The sequence below is a fragment of the Glaciecola sp. G7-5 genome (assembly GCF_055808975.1).
Window position 1 is genome coordinate 3,411,482 of record NZ_CM147892.1, and the last position, 20,203, is coordinate 3,431,684.

Genomic DNA, 20,203 nt, shown 5'->3' on the forward strand with positions numbered 1-20,203 from the left:
AGAGAATATGATAAAGAAATTTCAATACACAAGTATCTTTTTGTGTGCCAGTGCTGTTTTAGCGTGCAGCGCGACAGGCACTACAGCACCAGATAGCTCTCAAACTCAGCAAGTTGCACCATACGTTACGCAGACGGTATATCAAGATAAAAAACAAGTAAGTTCGTCAACACAAGCTGTTGAACTAAGTATGGAACAAATAATGTCTGATCCAGATTGGATAGGGCGACAACCACAATCCGCTTATTTTTCGCCAACTGGTGATAGCCTGCTTTACTATCGTAAGCGCGAAGGGTCGGTCGTTCGCGACTTATATAAGACAAATCCAGGCGAGGAAAATGGCAGCTTAGTAGCCGTCAAATCCTTACATGAGCTTCAATATGATGAAATCATAAATGACCACGATCATGATTTTACTGCTTGGATATTTGAAGGAAATATATTTGCGCAACAACGCGGCAGCACTGAAGTAAAACAGTTAACAAAAGATAGTGACAGCGCGCGCAATCTTCGTTATTTGAATAACGCTAGTGTATCGTTTCAAAAAGGCAACGGCTTTTACAGTGTAGATGTCAATACAGGCTTAAGTGCGCAAATATTTGAATGGAAATTTGCTGACGAAGAAAGCGCTGTTGAAGCACCGCTAGACTATATTGCAAAAGAACAACAAAAACTCATCAGATATGTGCAGGTAGAACGACAAAATCGCATCGACAGACACAATGATAAAAAACGCTTAAAGCAAGAAAATACTAGCCTAATGTCGAAGGTATTTTATTTTGACAAAGGCCACACTAATGTATTAGCAAGCATGTCACCAAATGGCAAATATGCGATCGTGGTCACCCGTGAAAATACACCGTCACGCGATGAAGGCGATATTATGCCAGACTATATAGAAGAAAATGGCCGTATTAAGGCGCAGTCGGTTCGTCAACGTGTTGCTGATGCCAAATCACAGTCACATTCGATTTTCTTTTTAGACCTTGAAAAAAACACCCAAAAAGAGTTGTCGTATAAAGCACTACCGGGTTACAACGAAGATGTACTTGCCGAGGTTAAGCGAGAAAATGCACAGGCACGCGGCGAAAGCTACATAAACAATCGCCTTCCACGAGATATTGGCTTGTTATTCGATTGGTATGCAACTGAGATGCCGGTTAAGTGGCATGACAGCAGTAGTCATGTTGCGCTAATGCTTGAGGCATGGGATAACAAGGACCGCTGGATTGTGAGTGTAGATGTACAAAAACCAATGTTTACAACTCAGCACAGAATGCATGACAACGCATGGATAAATTATCGTTTTAATCAGTTTGGTTGGTTTGATAAAAGTCTTACACTTTATTTACTAAGCGAACAAAGCGGTTACTCTCATCTGTATACCAAAGCACTTGATGGTGATTTAAAAGCGCTGACGCAGGGCCGATACCTTGTTGATGATGTCATATTAAGTCAAGACGATAAGTACTTTTATTATAAAGCAAACCAAAAACATCCTGGGATTTATGAAATCTACCGAATTAGTGCTACTGGCGGTGAACCTGAAGCATTAACAAAGCTAAATGGGATGACTGACTTTGTATTGAGTCCGAAAGAAGACAGACTATTGCTAACGCATTCAAGTTTGGCAATGCCACCAGAACTTTATGTAAAAGCTACGGATCCCGATAGCGAGCCTACACGCGTAACGAACACAGTAAGTGAAGCGTTTTTATCAATTGATTGGGTAGTACCGGCAATCGTTCCCATTGAGTCTAGCCATACTGATCAACCTATTTACTCACGCGTTTACACGCCAAAAGGTGACGAGCAAGGAGTGAAACGCAAAGCGGTCGTTTTTAACCATGGCGCTGGTTATTTACAAAACGCTCATTTGGGGTGGTCAGGCTATTTCAGAGAGTTTATGTTTCATAGCTTATTGGTATCCCAAGGCTATGTGGTACTCGACATGGACTACAGAGCGTCAGCGGGTTATGGACGCGATTGGCGTACTGCTATTTATCGAAACATGGGAACGCCTGAAGTCCAAGACTTAAAAGACGGCGTTAATTGGTTGGTTGAAAACCTTAATGTTGATGAAAATAGAATTGGTACTTATGGTGGCTCCTACGGTGGCTTTTTGACCTTTATGGCCTTATTCACAGAGCCTGATTTGTTTCAAGCGGGCGCTGCTTTACGCCCTGTTTCTGATTGGGCGCACTATAATTTGCCCTATACTTCAAATATTCTAAATACGCCTGACGTGGATCCCATCGCCTATGAAAGAAGCTCGCCAATCTATTTTGCAGAAGGGTTGAATAAGCCCTTGTTGATGAATGCCCCAATGGTTGACGACAACGTCTTTTTTGTCGATGTTGTGCGTTTGGTTCAGCGTTTGATTGAGCTAGAGAAAGAGGATTTTGAAACCGCAATTTATCCAGTTGAGCCGCACGGCTTTGTGCAACCGAGTTCTTGGTTGGATGAATACCGGCGCATTCACAAGTTATTCGAAACGCATTTGTGAGAACAAGGTTTAGCTTTAACAAGAAAAACAGCAACCATATTGGTTGCTGTTTTTGTTTTAAGCGCAATGAAAGTTAGATTTTATTAGTTTTGAATAGATGTAATCGAAATGCGCTAATAATGCCGATACTAAGCCCCAGTATCGCGCCATATAAGTGGGCATCAACCGCAACGCCAACTTCAATTAAGTCAGCCATAAAGTTTGAAGTGGCAAAAAATTGTTCATCAATTAGTTTAATTAGTAAGCCAAGTGCCAGTAAATAGCCAGTTTTACGTTGGTAATAGACATCAATCACAACACCCCAAGCGAAAATGCCATGCAAAACTCCAGACATACCCACATACCACTGTAAACTAGGAGAAAACAAAATTAGAAAGGCCGATGTTCCAAGCGCAATGCTTGCAAACACAAGTAAAAATGAACGAGCGCTAAAGTATTCGCTATGCAATAAGTAAAGTAGACCTAAGCCAAGCATATTAAACAGGTAGTGAACAAAATTATTATGCATAAAGTGCGCGCTTAGCCATTGCCACCAACTACCGCTGAGTGCTTGAGCACGATGGAATGACAGTGGTGAATCAACAACGCTAGTATCACTTAGAAACCCATACCAAATATACAGTCCAGTGCTTAGTAAGCACATTGCTGCATAGCTCAACGTCGTGTTTAGTGCTGGTTTATTGTTTGCGTTGGGCAATCGCTTATTACCTATTAGATAGAATTGTAAGTATTAGTTAGTCTTTTAAATCGGACAATGCTTGAGTACACTGAACAAAAGTGCAAACAGCGTCAAACGACTTTCACCACTTTATGAGACACGCCAATGATACATGAAATACTTGAAAACAATATACTCACAATTGTGATAGACCGAGTAGAAAAGAAAAATGCCTTAGTACCCAAAATGTATAATGATATGGCCGTTGCCATCGAAAATGCACCGTTAGCAAACGTAAAAGTCATTGTTATTAAAGGTGCTAAAGGGTGTTTTACTGCTGGTAATGACCTTAGCGAATTTTTAACGGCGGTTAAACATGATGGTTCAAGAGTTAATGAAAGCTACCGTTTTATGCTTGCGTTAATGAAGTGTCCATTGCCAGTGGTTGCACAAGTAGAAGGGCTAGCAATAGGTATAGGCTCTACTTTATTACTGCATTGTGATTTTGTTTTATGTCACGAAAATACTCGCTTTGCTATGCCTTTTATTAATTTAGGCTTGGTACCCGAATATGCCTCTAGTTATATTTTGCCGCGGGTTGCGGGACATTTAAAAGCCGCCGAACTATTAATGCTTGGCAACGCCTTCAGTGCGCAAGATGCAAAAGAATGTGGATTTGTAACATCAATCCATAGTGTAGATTTAGAAGCGGCAGTTAATGACCTTGCTCATGCTTTAGCATTAAAGCCATCAACGGCATTGCAACAGACCAAAGCATTACTCAAACACAACCAAAACGCAGTATCTGCGCATATAGATAAAGAATTAAAAATATTTATCGAAGCGATGCAAAGCGAAGCTGCAAATGAGGCCTTCACAGCCTTCTTAGAAAAACGAGCAATAAACTATAGTAAATTCAACTAATGCTTCACTGCTTCGAGCGAAAAAGGGCATATTGAAGTTAGGCAGTTAAGGAACTGTATTTGATACGCCTTTTACTTTCCATTCACCGCTTTCTTTTACCATCGACAAGGTTTTGAGCTCAAATATCTTATCGCCATTGTATTCGCCGGTGATTTTCATTTCAATTTCCGCTTTTTCTAAGCGTTCACTAAACAGCAGTGAGCCGCCTGATACTGGCTCGGTGACCATACTATCTAGGCGCAGACTAAATACCTGGCGCTGCACACTTTTATTTGTATGATAGCCTTTTAGAATACGTCCGTAGCGCTTAGTACTTAAATTTATCGCTTTGTCTAAGGTAGATTCATTGTAAATTGCGCGCATAAAAAGCACCGCCGTATATTGCGGAGTATCACTTCCCATCATGCCATATTTACCAGCTTTCACGACTTCTTTGTCTGAGCCACACGCTGCTAAAAAAAATACCACTAATAACAAGCCAGCTAAACGTTTCATAAAGTTCCTAAAATTTTTGTTACAACACTTTACTATCGGTAGCACATCAAAAAACTTAAACAAAAAAAAGAGCGCCAAAAGGGCGCTCTTATACTTTTAAAAATAGCGGATTTACAATGCTATTGTACTTCTTCTAAATCTGAGAAATCACCAGCAAAAAGTGGGCTGCTTAAATAACGCTCTGTGCCCGACGCTAATAAAACAACAATCATTTTATCTTTGTTCTCAGGACGGCTCGCAAAACGTTCAGCAGCAACTACGGCAGCACCAGATGAAATGCCGGCAAGTATGCCTTCTTCTTTCATCAAGCGTTGCGCCATAGCCATACAGTCTTCATTACTAACGCGCTCGACTTCGTCGACCATACTCAAATCTAAGTTTCCTGGAATAAATCCAGCGCCAATGCCTTGGATTTTGTGGGGTGCAGGAGTAAGCGCTTCGCCTGCTATTGCTTGAGTAATAACAGGTGAGTCTTCAGGCTCTACCGCGACCGAGGTAATGGTTTTGCCTTGTTTTTTCAAGAATCTAGAGGTACCTGTAATGGTGCCCCCGGTGCCAACACCAGCGATAAATACGTCAACCTTTCCATCAGTAGCTTCCCAAATTTCAGGACCCGTAGTTTGCTCATGGATTGCGGGGTTTGCCGGGTTATCAAATTGATTCATGGCGACATATTTATCAGGATTTTGTGCCATTAGTTCTTCAACTTTGGCGATTGCGCCTTTCATACCTTTTGGCGGCTCAGTTAATACCAAGTTTGCGCCAAGTGCTTTTAATAGTTTTCTACGCTCTAAACTCATGCTACTTGGCATAGTTAGGGTGATTTTATAACCTCGAGATGCTGCAACAAAAGCCAGCGCAATGCCCGTGTTGCCACTGGTTGCTTCAATGATTTCCTTGTCTTTTGTTAGCACACCAGATTTTTCTGCGTCCCAAATCATGTTCGCGCCAATACGACACTTCACACTAAAACTAGGATTGCGCGACTCAATTTTTGCATATACATTGCCAGAAACAACACGGTTAAGTTTTACCAAAGGCGTTTTACCGATGGCTAATGAATTGTCTTCAAATACATTCATTGTTGTGGATCCCCTATTTAAAATATGTATCACTAGTTTTTACTAGTGCCTATTAATAATTCTTACTATCGCTATGTAGTTAAACTACGTAAACTTTAAACCTTAATAAGATGACGCCTAAATGAAAATTATCAAAGTGCTTTTTGCTATATCATATTAGCAACTGACGCTTTTACCGTTTTTCTTTTTCGTACTAAGCAAAAGATAGCGGTATATTGGCGGTAATTCAAACTAACTAAACGGGAACGCTATGGGTTTTACAGGTACGAACGATTACATTGCGAGCAAACAACTTCAACTTGCCGTTAATGCAGCTATTACATTAGAAAAACCGCTGTTAATAAAAGGTGAGCCGGGCACAGGCAAAACGATGCTTGCAGAGCAGCTTGCCTTAGCGCTAGATACTGAGTTATTACAATGGCATATAAAATCTACAACCAAAGCACAGCAAGGCCTATATGAATATGACGCGGTGTCTCGTTTACGTGATTCGCAACTCGGTGATGAAAAAGTTAAAGACATTCGCAACTACATCGTAAAGGGTAAATTGTGGCAAGCGTTTACAGCAAATAAACGTCCTATCTTGCTCATTGATGAAATTGACAAAGCCGACATCGAATTTCCAAATGATTTATTGTTAGAACTCGATAAGATGGAATTTTTTGTGTATGAAACGCAAGAACGTATCGTTGCCAAGCAGCGTCCCATCGTTATAATTACCTCAAACAACGAAAAAGAACTTCCTGATGCATTTCTACGTCGTTGCTTTTTTCATTATATTGAGTTTCCTGATGCCGAGCAAATGCGTCAAATTGTAAATGTGCATTATCCCAATATTAAAAAAGAATTACTTGATCAAGCTCTCAACTCATTTTTCCAGATACGAGAAGTGGGTGGTTTGAAAAAACGTCCTTCAACGTCAGAGCTAATCGATTGGTTAAAACTATTGCTAGCTGATGACATTCCCGCGAATGTCTTGCATGATAACGATGCAAAAAACGCATTGCCGCCTCTGTATGGTGCGCTTCTTAAAAATGAGCAAGATATTCATTTGTTTGAAAAACTTATGTTTATGGCACGTCGCTAATGTTGATTGATTTCTTTTTTACACTGCGCAAGCATAAAGTAAAAACCAGTATCACTGAGTTTTTAGATTTAATGGCAGTATTAAAAAGCGAGCTGGTATATGCCGATATCAACGACTTTTATTTATTAAGCCGAACCGTGCTTATAAAAGACGAAAGCCAGTTTGATAAATACGACCAAGCCTTTGGTGAATATTTTAAGGGCGTACAAGCGATAAATTTGTTTGATCAAGAAATCCCTGATGAATGGCTAAGAAATGCAATTGAAAAATTTTTAAGTGACGAAGAAAAGAAAAAGATAGAGTCTTTGGGGGGCCTCGATAAACTAATGGAAACCCTTCAGGAACGTTTAAATGAGCAAGAAAAACGTCATGAAGGAGGCAACAAGTGGATAGGCACTGGAGGCACTTCGCCTTTCGGTGCAAACGGCTACAATCCAGAAGGCGTGAGAATAGGGCAAAAGGGAAACCGAAATAATTCTGCGGTCAAAGTATGGGACAAACGCAACTTTAAAAATTTGTCGAATGACGTTGATTTGGGAACGCGTAATATAAAAATTGCATTGCGGCGTTTACGTAAGTTCGCAAGAACGGGCGCCAGTGATGAACTTGATGTACATAATACCATTAGCTCTACGGCTAAAAACGCCGGCTATTTGGATATAAAAATGTCGCCACAGCGGCATAACACAATCAAATTGTTGTTGTTTTTTGACGTAGGTGGTTCGATGGACCCACACATAAAACAATGTGAAGAACTTTTCTCGGCGGCGCATACTGAGTTTAAACACATTGAATTTTTTACTTTCATAATTGTATTTACGACAGCGTATGGAAAGACAATAGTCGAAGAAACGACGAAGTAACTGATATCTATAGTATTATTCACAAGTACTCAAGTGATTATAAGGTGATTATCATTGGGGATGCCACCATGGGACCCTACGAAATAACCTATCCTGGTGGAAGTGTTGAGTTTTGGAACGAAGAACCCGGAAGTGTATGGATGCAGCGTTTGACCAATCATTTTGAATACACGATTTGGCTCAACCCACAGCCTAAGCAATATTGGCTATATCATGCGTCAATACAAATAATGAAAGACCTTGTGAAAGATAAGATGTATCCTTTGACCTTGGAAGGTTTAACTGACGGTATCAAGGCTTTACTAAAGAAATAAGTCGCGATATCGCCACATATTGTTAGGGTTTAACAGCACATTACCGTGAAAAGACTGAATAAATATATTAGCGACACTGGCTTTTGTTCTCGGCGCGAAGCTGATGCGCTAATTGAGAAAAAACAAGTAAAAGTAAACGGCGCATATCCAGAACTTGGTACTAAAATTGGTGAACATGACAAGGTCACGATAAACGGGCAATTAATTGCCCCTGTTGCAAGTAATAAGAGCGACCGTGTCTATCTTGCTTATAACAAACCGGTTGGGATAACGTGTACGACCGAGCGAAAAGTAAGTGGAAACATTATCGATGCAATTGGCTATAAACAGCGAATTTTCCCTATCGGGCGCCTCGATAAACCTTCTGAAGGTTTAATTCTACTAACGAATGATGGCGATATTGTTAATAAGATCTTACGCGCTGAAAACGCCCACGATAAACTCTATCGCGTTACAGTGAATAAACCTATTAGCCCTAAATTTATCGAAAATATGAGCAGTGGCGTCCCTATACTTAACACGGTTACTCTAGCGTGTCAGGTAAAACAAATAGGTAAACAAAGCTTTGAAATAGTCTTACAGCAAGGCCTCAACCGACAAATCCGTAGAATGTGCGAATATCTAAACTATGAAGTGACCAGTTTAATCCGTAAACGCATTATGCATATTGATTTAAAAGGCTTATCGCCCGGTCAATATCGGGAATTGACGGAACAAGAAATGCTCATCATGAATAAGGCTTTAAGTGATTCATCAAAAGTGGCAGTACAAGCCCCTGCGAATAATAATAGGGATGCAAACAGCACAAGGCGAAGCAAAGCTAAACTAACTTTATCTAAAACATCTAAGCTTAATAGCGCTAAAAAAATATGACTACGGTTGTACATAATGATAGCTTTTTGAAAGAATTTAAGGTGCTCGCAAGTCTGGCGTGGCCCTTACTTGTTGCGCAAGTTACGCAAACATTGATGGGTGTGTCTGACACCATTATGGCCGGACGTTACGACTCTGTTGATATGGCCGCGGTGGCCATAGGTTTTGGCCTAAGCCTACCGGTACTCATTTTTATGCAGGGGCTAATTTTGGGTTTGTCGCCCATCATTTCGCGCTATGATGGCGCTAAAAATAGTCATGATGTTGCTAACATTGTCTATCAAATGTTGTATTTATCACTCGCTATTTCGGGCCTCGTATTGTTGCTCCTGTTTTTTATACCCAACGTGATTTCCGCAATTGACATGCCCCCAGAATTGACTCAAAAAACCGGTGATTATCTTTTTTACGTATTGTTGTCTGCCCCTGCCTTTGGTGTTTATCAAACGCTACGAAATTATTGCGAGGGCTTATCTATTACCCTACCCACCATGGTAATAATGGGAACCGGACTGTTAGTGAATATTCCTGCAAACTATATTTTCATCAATGGCTTATTTGGCATGCCTGAGATGGGCGGGGCCGGTTGTGGCCTTGCTACAATGTTAGTCTTCTACACAATGGCTATCGTTACATTTGCTTATACTTTTTTTGCTAAAAAATTACAAAAGTATCGACTCTACGAAAAGTTTATTCCTGTTTCGTGGCCAGATATAAAGGAGTTGATACGCCTTGGTTTACCTATTGCCTTCACATTGTTATTTGAAGTCACTTTGTTCGCAATGGTGGCGGTACTGCTCGCGCCCTTAGGCGCATTAACAGTGGCAGCGCACCAGGTTGCGCTTAACGTATCGTCGTTAATTTTTATGTTGCCATTAAGTATTGGACTTGCATTGGCAATACGCATTGGGTACTTGATCGGAGAAGGGCGTAACGAGCATACTAAAAAAGCATATTGGGCAGGGATGTTATTGGCCGTGAGTACCGTTATGGTAACGGCAAGCACCATACTCACTTTCAATAGCGAAATTGCGAGTATTTATAGTAATGAAAAAAGGTGATCGTGGCGGCTTCGAGTTTGCTTATACTTGCGGCTTTGTTTCAATTCTCAGATGCGATTCAAGTGGTAAGCGCAAACGCCTTGCGCGGCTATAAAGATACCAAGGCAATGTTCATTATCAGTTTTGTGTCATATTGGTTAGTTGGGTTTCCCGTTGGTATTGTACTGGGTTTGAGTGACTTATTTGTAGCGCAAATGGGCGCTGCTGGGTTTTGGATTGGCTTTATCACCGGCTTAAGTGTGGCTGCTGTATTAATGTTCATGCGAGTAAAATTGATTCAAAAAAGAATGCTACTTAGCTAGGCACTCGGCTTTAGTTGCTTATATTGCTAAGAACAGGCAACTAACACTCATTAAAAGCAATAATCTTAAAACAAAGTTCGCTTTATCGGTATAATAAGGCCATCGTCCAATTTCAAAACAACAAGGGAAATAACAATGTTACTAAAAAATAAAATAATCATCGCTTTACTGGCTTCAACAATTGGCCTAGCTGCTTGTACTGAGTCTCAAAAGGAGTCTGCTGAAGAAAGCAAAGAAGAGGTGATGGAAATGGCTGAAGACGCAAAGAAAAATGCTGCTGACACGCTAGAAAGTGCTAAAAATAAAGCAAACGAACTGAAAGACGACGCAAGCGATAAAGCTGAAGAACTAGCTGACGACGCAGAAGAGTTAGCAGAAGAAGCTGAAGCGAAAGCTAAACAAATGAAAGAAGACGCTGCAGCAAAGATTAAAGCCGCATGTATTGCCACTAAAGAAAAACTAGGTCAAAGCACCGACGGTTGCTAAGCTAGTATTTCTTAATCAAAAAAGAGGACGTTAGTCCTCTTTTTTGTTGCATTATTTTAAACCCTCGATTTTTCGTCTTATCGCTATCATCAACATAGCACATAAAAATATGCCCGACATACTACCGCCACCCGAACTACTTTGAGGCGGTAGTGACTTGCGTCAAGCTAACCGTAACAGACTGTTGGGCTTGGGTAAAACCATCGCTCACCACAATTGTATAGCTCACGCTAGCACCGATGGTGGGCGTGGTAAAGGTCGCACTAGTACCGCTTATCGTTTGGCCATTAATACTAATGGTTAAGGCCTCATTTTCTGGGTCACTTGCGTTTACACTAATCGTAATAGATGCGCCACCGTTGGCATTGCTTGGCGCGTCTACGGCATTGATTATAGGTGATGGGTTGTTAAGTACATTTACTGTTACTGAGCCTGATGTTGAGTTGCCATTACTATCAGTTACGCTTAGGTCGTAGCTTAATTGCGTATCCGCTTCCACTTGCGGTGCTACTAATACGTATTCCCCATTCACTTCTACAACATTTGTGTTTGGACCTGCTGTTTGAGAAAACACAACCGTGACCGCGTCATCGTTAGGCTCATCAATGCTTAAAGGGATCGTCAGCGTTTGTGTTTCTGTTAGGTTGAAATTCGCTGAAGTCGTATTGCTGCCGCCTAGGCTGATCACTGGACTACCCTCAATTTGTACTTTGGTGAAGGAGTCACTACTTTCAAGCGACGTGAAGGGCTGTGATATTAATTGGCTGTTTACTTTAATATCTATTGGTCCTGCGGGCACACCTTCTAACGCTTGGATGCTAAACTCAAGGACTGTGTCACTTGTTTCCCCTGCAGCTTTGTCAACAAACCAAACAATTTCATTATTAATGATTTCGCCATTATTTGTGCTTGAAAAACCTGTAAATTGTGTGCCCACAGGCAAGGGTTGAATAATCTTGTAAGCGCGTTCCTCGTTAGTGGGGTTGCGCTTGACCCTAATATTTACAGTCGCAGTATCGCCTGCTTCTAAGCGTCTAGCCGTGCCGGTGACGACGACATCGTCATCGATTCTATTGATCTCAAAATTCAATAGTCCTAAATCGTCACTTCCTGAAGTACTGCCCATGCCAAAAGCAGCGAAGTAATCATCCCCACTACTAGCTAGCGCAAGGTCATAAATCAAGCGCATATCAAACGAACTTCCAGCTTCTAAACTTGTAGGAGCAATGGCTTGAAGACTATCGCCCGCTAACTGATCCTCGACAACCGCATAACGCATGTCAAAAGTGTCGGTGCCACTACGTGAACCTTCAAAATTTTGTACTGCAATAAAGTAGGTGCCTGCCGTGGGATAGTTTATTTGAATTTCTTCAATAGAAGTTCCAGACCGGCTTCTAGCTACTTCTTCTGTTAAACTAGGCAGATTATCGTCATCGGCGTCATAAAGCACAAATAAGTCTAAATCAGGGGCGCTTGAGGCTTTAATCTCTGCAATAAATCGTTTAGCGCCCTCGGGCACAACAACAGTGGTGATATTTACACCATCAGTTAGATTATCAAGATAGTCGTTAGGGGCGGTATCTTCTGTAATGGTTGTTGCCACTACCGTTGATTTAACTGGTTGATAAGCGGTCAATACAAAATTTTCAATACTGATTGCGTCAATATCTGTTATTAAAACCGAGTCGGTTTTTCGTCTCCCGTCAAGCTGTATGTCTAGTGGGAAATTACCTATAGAAGATAACACCGCTATGGGTACGCTAAGCTCTGGTAATCCTGGAGAAGTTATTTGGGCCAAGGCAAATGAATATTCTAGTTTCGACGCTTGAAAACTATTAATAGTAAAAGTGACTTGTTGGCTTTGTCCTTCTAATAGGGTAAATCTTTGCGGGCTTGCTTCTATCGTTAAGCCCTCAGAAATAGAGACAATGTCGATGTCAAATGTTGCATCAGTCGTTGCTGTGAAAGTTCTTGACCAAGTACACAAGCCTTGGCAGGCGTTATCAGTAATTGAAGGCAAATTAAGGCTTCTAGGATCGCCCGATCTTGAGGGGTTTGCGTTGCTGTAGTTGCTCGCAGTCTCAGACATAATCAAGGGGCTCGCTATCGCTTTATCAACCTGAATTCGGCCCGAACCCATATCAAAAAAGTCAGCGTTTGTAGTCGCATCTTCTTTTTTCATCGCCGTTGTCGCACTAAGTGCTAGGGCAGAGCGAATTTGGTCCGGTCCCCAAGATGGATTGACAGCTTTGACCAATGCAGCGGCCCCAGCAACATGAGGGCTAGACATTGATGTTCCATCTAATATGGCATAATCACTAGCCGCAGGTTCATGCCCATCATGGCCTAATTGTTCATCCGCGTATGCGGCGAAGATATTACTACCGGGCGCTGTCAGGGTCGGAGCAAGGATACTAATTTGTGTATTTGGGCCTCGTGATGAATAGTCCGCTATTGTATCTACTCTACTGGCATCAACGATTTGACTCGGTATTCCGGTTGTTATAGTCGCTCTGTGGTCTGTACCGCTTGCTAACCATGCTTTGAGTCGGTTGCCATCACTTGCATTTATATGAATACCGGGGATGACATATTGGTCATTTGCTAAAAAGGTTTCGCCGCCGTCAATATTCGCAAGCACATAACCACCAGCACCGCCATCTCTGACGTTCACAGCTTTTTGGATGCGGGCTATTTCACCACGATCACAAACCACTATTTGGCCTGCAAAAGTACCTTGAGGGAAGGGCTCTAAACATTGCGCAGAATCGCCACCAGGATCGTTCGGGTTAGAATAATCCCCTGCATAAACAATGGGTGCGGTTAAACTGCCTGAATTACTTTGGCCGATTATTAACGACAGGGCACTAGTCCCTCCTGAGAAATCTTTTAGTTCTTTGGAAAACACATTTTCGCGGCCATGTTCACTTGCCGCTACACTGCTGTACCAAGGAGCTGCTTTTTCAGACGTACTCACATCAGGCCCTGAGTTACCTGCCGATGCCGCCACAAAAATGCCGGCGTTGCGAGCAGATAAAAACGCCAGTTCAGCTGGGTCTTGCCATGGATCACCACCGCCGCTTATTGAATAATTAATAACGTCAACGTTGTCAGCAATTGCATCATCAATTGCTTTTAAGATTGCGCTGTCTAAACAATCAGCATAGGTATCTTCCATAACCGCCGTGCCACCATAGCAAACCTGATATGAAATTATATTAGCTCGTGGGGCGACGCCCGATATTTGCTCGAACGTAAAACCCGTTGGTGTGCCCGAACTACGCTCTTGCCCCTCGGCTGGGAAAACTTCATCAACGTTGCGCAGAATATTGCCTGCCGCAATACTAGCAACATGGCTACCATGGCCTCCGTAGTCTTCGCCATTGCGGGGTAAATTAGGGGGAAGATACTTGTATCGGCGTAGTCACCGGTAATATCGGTATAACTATACACACCAATAAGTTTGTTATTACACAAACTGCTAAAGTTAGTGGCGCAATCGCCTAAATAATTACCATCTCCGTTTGGATTGCTATGAACGTATCCATCACCAGACACTTCTGCAAATGAGGGGTGGTCTGTATTTACACCGGAGTCAAGAATCCCAATGACAACTCCTTCGCCGGCCGTTTGGGGTATCGCCCCAAATGCGTTGCCGTCCCACACTTTTGGTGCACCTACTAATACAGGTCCACGGTCAGTATATAGCTTGCGCTTTTGCTCTTTTTGAATTCGTTTAACGAGTGTGGATTGGGCTAGACTTTGTGCTTGTGATTGTGTCGCCCTAATTGCGATACCATTAATCGCAAACTTATAATTGGCGAGCACTTTAATATTCAACAAAGGTGCAAGGCCTTGTTTTAAAAATGCCTTCTGTTGGCGCTCGATTGCCTCAATTTGTTTATTAACAGCATAAAGTGGATCTCGACTCATTTTTGTCGATAGCAAGGGTTGTTGTCTGCTTAACTGATGTCGTTGTTGTTTATGGCTTAGCAGCTCGGCAATAGCATTTTCTTCTTGAGCAACGGGGAGTTCGTTGAATTCAACAATGTAAGTATATTTTGATGTTTTATCTAATGTGGGGTCGTAAATAAATTTAGGCTGGCCAGCATTGTTAATACTTACACCCAATTTTTGCTGGTTATTATTAAACTTGATAACTTGTGTTTTTTTATGAAAGGGCGGTTGCAGCTGACCATCGCCCACAGCAAATGCGGCTAAGCTAAATGAGACGCTGCATGAGGCAAAAATTGCTGCGAGGGTTAATTTGTTAAAGGTCATTAAGTATACCGCCTAAGTGTGTTAGCAATTTATAAATTTATGTTCGCGTGATTTGTTAGTTACCTTTAACTGATAACGCAATCTGCAGTCTGAACTACTTCCAGTAAATTTTGAGTCTAGTTATGCTCAAGCCCCAAATAGTATATATCGGTAAGCTATTTTGAAAGTGTAATTTGGATTAATTGTTTTTACTTAAATGTAGTGGAAATAGCACAAATATTTTACAAATAGGATGGTTATCCTAAGCTGTATGTCAAATAATGAGAAATCTCATGCTAAAACTTCCTCATTCATCCGATTTAGCAATACAGAAAGGCCAAACCTTGACTAATATAAAAGCATAGACTCATTGTGAGTAAAAGAGAAACCTTTGCGCCAATTAAGCGTATATTGAATGTAAAGGTGCACATATTTGGAAACTAGTTATGCAAAATCGAAATCATTTACACGGCATAAAGTCCACACATGAAGTAACAATTATTACTAATGGATTACTCGACATCCCAATGTTGCAGTTGCTTGATGAACAAGGCCAAGAAAAAAATAGTAAACAAACGCCTGCTATAGATAAAGCCGAAGCGCTGAAGATATTCAAAAGCATGTCATTTACTCGTTTGTTAGATGACCGCATGATTGGCGCTCAGCGCCAAGGACGGATTAGCTTTTATTTGGCTTGTCGCGGAGAAGAGGCGTCAATAGTTGCATCTACTGCGGCGCTAAGCAAAGACGACATGATTATGTCACAGTATCGTGAACAGGGTGCATTAGTCTATCGTGGCTACACGACAGACCAATTTATGAACCAAATGTTCAGCAATAAACTCGACCCAAATAAAGGTCGTCAAATGCCTATTCATTATGGTGATAAAACGCTTAATTTCATGACGGTATCATCACCTCTTGGTACCCAAATACCTCAAGCGGCAGGCTATGCCTATGGTCAAAAAATGGCAGGTACACCTGCCGTTACTATTTGTTACTTTGGTGAAGGGGCTGCATCTGAGGGCGATTTCCATGCTGGATTAAATATGGCGGCGGTACTAAAGTGTCCAACCATCTTTTTCTGCCGAAACAACGGTTATGCGATTTCCACCCCCTCAAATGAACAGTTTGCCGGTGATGGGATTGCCTCTCGTGGTATTGGCTATGGCGTGCCAACAATAAGAGTCGATGGAAACGACGTGTTAGCCGTATATGCCGCGACCCAAACTGCGCGTGAACTTGCCCTTGCAGAAAACACACCGGTGCTAATCGAGGCCATGACTTATCGACTCGCTGCACATAGTACATCTGATGATCCAAGCAGTTACCGAAGCAAAGACGAAGAAGAAAAGTGGCAGTTAAAAGACCCAATTACTCGCTTCAAACTTTGGCTTGAAGCTAAAAAATGGTATGACGAAAAAGAAATAAATGCTTATCTCGATAAAAGTCGCGAAGACATCCTTGAATCACTTAAACGAGCAGAAAAGGTAGAGGTAAATCCGCTCAAAGACATTGTTGAAGATGTTTACGATACGCCGCCATGGCATTTGCAAAAACAACTAAAAGAATTGGAAGCACATATTGCGAAGTATCCAAAAGATTATCCTAAAACGGCAGGGAGATAAGTAAATGGCGAAAATGAATCTACTACAAGCTATCAATAGCGCCCTTATCACAACAATGGAAGCCGATGAAAAAGTCATGGTCTTTGGAGAAGATGTGGGTCATTTTGGTGGCGTATTTAGAGCAACCTCTAATCTTCAGGAAAAGTTTGGTAAAGGTAGGTGTTTTAACACTCCCCTTACTGAGCAAGGAATTATCGGTTTTGCTAATGGGCTTGCTGCGCAAGGCTCAGTGCCGGTTGCCGAAATTCAGTTTGGCGATTATATTTTTCCCGCCTTTGACCAAATAGTCAATGAAACCGCAAAATGGCGATATCGCTCTGGTGGACAATTTAGTTGTGGCACGCTCACTATAAGAACTCCTTACGGCGGTGGCATTGCCGGAGGGCACTATCATTCACAGTCTCCAGAAGCCTTTTTCGCCCATGTACCGGGAATGAAAATAGTCATTCCGCGCAATCCAAAACAAGCAAAGGGGCTGCTCATCGCTAGTATCCGCGACGACAACCCTGTGCTGTTTATGGAACCGAAAAAATTGTATCGTGCTGCCGTAGGAGAGGTTCCTGAGGATGATTATGAATTACCGCTAGGTAAAGCCGAACTTGTCGCTTCAGGGAGCGATATTACGCTATTAGCATGGGGTGCGCAGGTTGAGGTAGTAGAAAAAGCGGCAGAAATGGCTAAAAAGGACGGTATCTCCTGCGAAATTATCGATTTGCAGAGCATATTACCTTGGGATGTAGAGACGGTTTGTGAATCAGTATACAAAACAGGGCGTTTATTGATAAACCATGAAGCGCCATTAACGGGTGGATTTGCAAGTGAAATAGCGGCTACGGTTCAGCAAGAGTGTTTCTTATATTTAGAAGCGCCAATTGCACGAGTGTGTGGTTTGGATACGCCTTATCCTTTAGCTCATGAAAAGGAATATATGCCAGACCACTTAAAGACGTATGAAGCCATTAAACGCACTCTAGACTACTAAGGTTGATAGCTATGAAAGATTTTATTTTACCCGATATTGGTGAAGGGATTGTTGAATGTGAACTACTAAAATGGCTTGTTAGTGAGGGCGATGCTGTTGTAGAAGATCAACCAATAGCTGAAGTGATGACTGATAAAGCGACGGTAGAAATACCCGCTATGCATAATGGTACGGTCGCTAAACTCTATTATAAAGAAGGTGATATTGCGAAAGTGCATGCGCCTTTGTTCGCGATGAAAGATAGCCAAACAGAAAACACAGATATGACGAATGTAGCTGATGAATCTGGGGGGCAAGCGCAGTTAAGCGAAGTGGATAACTCATCAGGACAAATCGAAGCATTTGTTTTACCTGATATTGGTGAAGGCATAGTAGAGTGCGAGATCATGCAATGGCATATTAGCGAAGGTGATGTGGTTAGCGAAGATCAAGTTGTGGTTGAAGTTATGACCGATAAGGCTGTAGTTGAAATCCCTGCAAAATATGATGGTCGCATTGTAAAACTGCATTACGCTAAAGGCGATATTGCCGGCGTTCACACTCCTTTGTTTGACCAATTAATAGGTGGCACGGCTTCTTCGATGCCGGCAGACACAACGAGGCAAAACAATCACAACGAAGCGCCTATGACCACTACAACAGCTAAGCCTAGCGCTGGCAGCAATCAAGGCACTGATAAGCTAGCCTCTATTAGCCATTACCAACAAGGTGAAAAACACACTCCTGTGCGTGAGGTAAATCGTGCGATCGCAAGTCCTGCGGTAAGGCGTTTAGCAAGAGAACACGATATTTCATTGAACGACGTGAATGCTTCAGGCGCCAAAGGCCGCGTTTTAAAAGGCGACGTTTTACAGGCGCTTGCAGGACATAAGAAAACTGAACCAACGCCAATAAATAGCCAAAACACGGTAGCGGCACCTAAAGCCCAAGATCGTGCAGAAAATAGCGATAGGGTAGAACCGATTAAGGGTATTCGCGCCGCCATGGCAAAACAAATGATGGCAAGTATGAGCACGATTCCTCATTTCACAGTTTCTGATGAATTGTGCATGGATAATCTAATCGCGCTGCGCGCTAGCCTTAAGCCCGTTTTTGAAGCTGAATCTGTAAAACTTAGCTTTTTACCTTTCTTTATTAAGGCTCTTTCGTTGGCGTTGAAAGCCTATCCAATCGTCAATAGTCGTTTAAATGAGGCTGGTACAGAGCTTACCTACTTAAGCTCCCACAATATCGGCGTAGCCGTTGACTCTAAAATTGGCTTGTTAGTACCAAACATCAAAAATGTTGAGTCGCTTTCTCTATTTGAAGTGGCGCAGCAATTAAATGGTATTATCGAAAGAGCACGTGTAGGTAAATTAAGCAATGCCGAGTTAAGCAATGGTTCAATTAGTATTTCTAATATAGGCACTATTGGTGGAATTACGGCAAGCCCTGTCATAAACAAGCCAAATGTTGCTATTGTCGCTTTAGGAAAAACCCAAAAGCTGCCACGCTTTAACGACAATGGCGAGGTCTATGCGAGCAATGTCATGATGGTAAATTGGGCGGGCGATCATCGCATAATAGATGGTGCAACGATGGTTAAGTTTAATAATTTGTGGATGGATTATTTGTGTCATCCAGAGAAAATGCTAGTACACTTAAAATAAGAAAGGTAATGGTCGCTCTTTGAGGGCGAGTTGTTAACGAGTACCCTAAGGTGCATAATCTTGCGCCTTAGCACTAGGTACTTATTTTTTTAGGAGTCTACTTTGCTAAGCTACCAACATGCATTTCATGCTGGCAATCATGCTGATGTTGTTAAGCATGTTACCATTTGCGCTTTATTACGAGCGCTTACGCAAAAACCCAAGCCCTTCTTTTATTTAGATACGCATGCTGGTAACGGCTGCTATGAAATACAAGGTCAAGTGCAGCAAGATGAGGTTGCAGCCTTTGCTTTTAGTCCAAAAGACGGGATGCCTGTGGCAATTGCTGACTATTTGGCGGTCATTGGTCCTTATCTTGAAAAGGGAAGTTATCCCGGTTCTCCGCTTGTTGCATCAGATTTATTTGCCTTAATGGCCGAAGAAAGAAAACAAGGCGACGACAGTGTAGAAAAGGCGAATTTACAGCTTTGCGAGTTACACCCAAGTGCTTTTGCTTCCTTAAGGCAGTGGATGTCATCTACGAATTTTCACTGTCATCAACGAGATGCTTTTGAATTACTCAATGCGCTAATGCCCCCTAAACCGAATAGAGGACTCGTTGTTATAGATCCGCCCTACGAACAAGCGGGTGAATATGAGCAAGTAGTTAATGCCATCACTAAAGCCCTAGGTAAATGGAGAAACGGTATATTTTGTATTTGGTATCCGTTGTTGTCTCCTCAGCGAATTGATAGGGTCACGCAGAACATTGTAGACACTCCCAAGCACGGTTTAAGTGAAAAAATGCGTAATTCATTCACACAGCTTGCGAGCGAATCTAATGTGGGTCTTGTTGATGTTCAATTTGCGCATCAAACACCTTGTGTTGAGATGGGAATGTACGGATCAGGCATACTCATCATTAATCCACCTTGGCAATTTGAAAGCCAATTACAGTCTATAGTCGCTTATTTACAAGAGCAATTGGTAAGCGACGAAAACAAGCTTTCTAATGTGACTACCTTAGTACCGTCACCCTAATAGTGCGCAGGTA

At 42.0% G+C, this 20,203-nt stretch carries 13 protein-coding genes and 4 pseudogenes; 11 read left to right on the plus strand and 6 right to left on the minus strand.

The features are described from left to right. Nucleotides 1-7 precede the first annotated feature (7 nt). Entirely contained in the window at nucleotides 8-2,506 is a 2,499-nt protein-coding gene (locus tag AC0L6H_RS14950; RefSeq protein WP_473389916.1) for a S9 family peptidase, read from the plus strand. Between the two features lie 73 nt (nucleotides 2,507-2,579). Here AC0L6H_RS14950 and rrtA read toward each other — a convergent pair whose 3' ends face one another. Then, nucleotides 2,580-3,203 (minus strand): rhombosortase, encoded by a 624-nt coding sequence (rrtA, locus tag AC0L6H_RS14955; protein WP_473389917.1) that lies wholly within the window; start codon nucleotides 3,201-3,203, stop codon nucleotides 2,580-2,582. Between the two features lie 126 nt (nucleotides 3,204-3,329). On the opposite strand from rrtA, the gene AC0L6H_RS14960 reads away from it, so the two are divergent. Further along, the gene (locus tag AC0L6H_RS14960; RefSeq protein WP_473389918.1) at nucleotides 3,330-4,088 is read left to right on the plus strand and encodes an enoyl-CoA hydratase-related protein; all 759 of its coding nucleotides are present in this window, start codon (nucleotides 3,330-3,332) and stop codon (nucleotides 4,086-4,088) included. Between the two features lie 45 nt (nucleotides 4,089-4,133). On the opposite strand, the gene AC0L6H_RS14965 is transcribed toward AC0L6H_RS14960, so the two are convergent. Together AC0L6H_RS14965 and cysK are read right to left on the minus strand one after the other, a co-directional pair. Then, nucleotides 4,134-4,583, minus strand: a complete 450-nt coding sequence (locus AC0L6H_RS14965; protein WP_473389919.1) for a hypothetical protein — start codon at nucleotides 4,581-4,583, stop codon at nucleotides 4,134-4,136. A gap of 119 nt (nucleotides 4,584-4,702) precedes the next feature. Then, nucleotides 4,703-5,665, minus strand: coding sequence for a cysteine synthase A (gene cysK, locus AC0L6H_RS14970; RefSeq protein ID WP_473389921.1), 963 nt, complete (start codon nucleotides 5,663-5,665; stop codon nucleotides 4,703-4,705). Between the two features lie 250 nt (nucleotides 5,666-5,915). Between cysK and AC0L6H_RS14975 the strand changes: the two genes are divergently transcribed. The 5 genes and pseudogenes from AC0L6H_RS14975 to AC0L6H_RS14995 all read left to right on the plus strand — a co-directional run bounded on the left by AC0L6H_RS14975 (nucleotide 5,916) and on the right by AC0L6H_RS14995 (nucleotide 10,651). Further along, nucleotides 5,916-6,752: an AAA family ATPase gene (locus tag AC0L6H_RS14975; RefSeq protein ID WP_473389922.1), complete on the plus strand. Its 837-nt coding sequence runs from the start codon at nucleotides 5,916-5,918 to the stop codon at nucleotides 6,750-6,752. Further along, a pseudogene (locus AC0L6H_RS14980) lies at nucleotides 6,752-7,929 on the plus strand (vWA domain-containing protein). The gene AC0L6H_RS14975 and the pseudogene AC0L6H_RS14980 overlap by 1 nt, the downstream one beginning before the upstream one ends. Nucleotides 7,930-7,974: 45 nt before the next feature. After that, nucleotides 7,975-8,802, plus strand: a complete 828-nt coding sequence (locus tag AC0L6H_RS14985; protein WP_473389924.1) for a pseudouridine synthase — start codon at nucleotides 7,975-7,977, stop codon at nucleotides 8,800-8,802. Further along, nucleotides 8,799-10,165: pseudogene (locus tag AC0L6H_RS14990) on the plus strand (MATE family efflux transporter). Before AC0L6H_RS14985 ends, AC0L6H_RS14990 begins: the two are co-directional and overlap by 4 nt. A gap of 135 nt (nucleotides 10,166-10,300) precedes the next feature. Beyond that, nucleotides 10,301-10,651, plus strand: coding sequence for a hypothetical protein (locus AC0L6H_RS14995; protein ID WP_473389925.1), 351 nt, complete (start codon nucleotides 10,301-10,303; stop codon nucleotides 10,649-10,651). Between the two features lie 51 nt (nucleotides 10,652-10,702). On the opposite strand, the pseudogene AC0L6H_RS15000 reads toward AC0L6H_RS14995, so the two are convergent. The 3 genes and pseudogenes from AC0L6H_RS15000 to AC0L6H_RS15010 all read right to left on the minus strand — a co-directional run. Then, nucleotides 10,703-10,780: pseudogene (locus AC0L6H_RS15000) on the minus strand (GlyGly-CTERM sorting domain-containing protein); the annotation flags it as partial. Nucleotides 10,781-10,787: 7 nt separating this feature from the next. Then, nucleotides 10,788-13,994, minus strand: coding sequence for a S8 family serine peptidase (locus AC0L6H_RS15005; RefSeq protein ID WP_473394552.1), 3,207 nt, complete (start codon nucleotides 13,992-13,994; stop codon nucleotides 10,788-10,790). Between the two features lie 374 nt (nucleotides 13,995-14,368). Beyond that, nucleotides 14,369-14,932: pseudogene (locus AC0L6H_RS15010) on the minus strand (protease inhibitor I9 family protein); the annotation flags it as partial. 425 nt (nucleotides 14,933-15,357) lie between these two features. Here AC0L6H_RS15010 and AC0L6H_RS15015 point away from each other — a divergent pair. The 4 genes from AC0L6H_RS15015 (at nucleotide 15,358) to AC0L6H_RS15030 (ending at nucleotide 20,190) form a co-directional block, all read left to right on the plus strand. Further along, nucleotides 15,358-16,539: a thiamine pyrophosphate-dependent dehydrogenase E1 component subunit alpha gene (locus tag AC0L6H_RS15015; RefSeq protein ID WP_473389926.1), complete on the plus strand. Its 1,182-nt coding sequence runs from the start codon at nucleotides 15,358-15,360 to the stop codon at nucleotides 16,537-16,539. A gap of 4 nt (nucleotides 16,540-16,543) precedes the next feature. Further along, a complete protein-coding gene (locus AC0L6H_RS15020) occupies nucleotides 16,544-17,521 on the plus strand; it encodes an alpha-ketoacid dehydrogenase subunit beta (RefSeq protein ID WP_473389927.1) in 978 nt (325 codons plus the stop codon). A gap of 11 nt (nucleotides 17,522-17,532) precedes the next feature. Beyond that, nucleotides 17,533-19,170: a dihydrolipoyllysine-residue acetyltransferase gene (locus AC0L6H_RS15025; protein WP_473389928.1), complete on the plus strand. Its 1,638-nt coding sequence runs from the start codon at nucleotides 17,533-17,535 to the stop codon at nucleotides 19,168-19,170. A gap of 102 nt (nucleotides 19,171-19,272) precedes the next feature. After that, nucleotides 19,273-20,190 carry a 23S rRNA (adenine(2030)-N(6))-methyltransferase RlmJ gene (locus AC0L6H_RS15030; protein WP_473389929.1) on the plus strand — a complete coding sequence of 306 codons (918 nt, stop codon included), beginning with the start codon at nucleotides 19,273-19,275 and terminating at the stop codon, nucleotides 20,188-20,190. Nucleotides 20,191-20,203 lie beyond the last annotated feature (13 nt).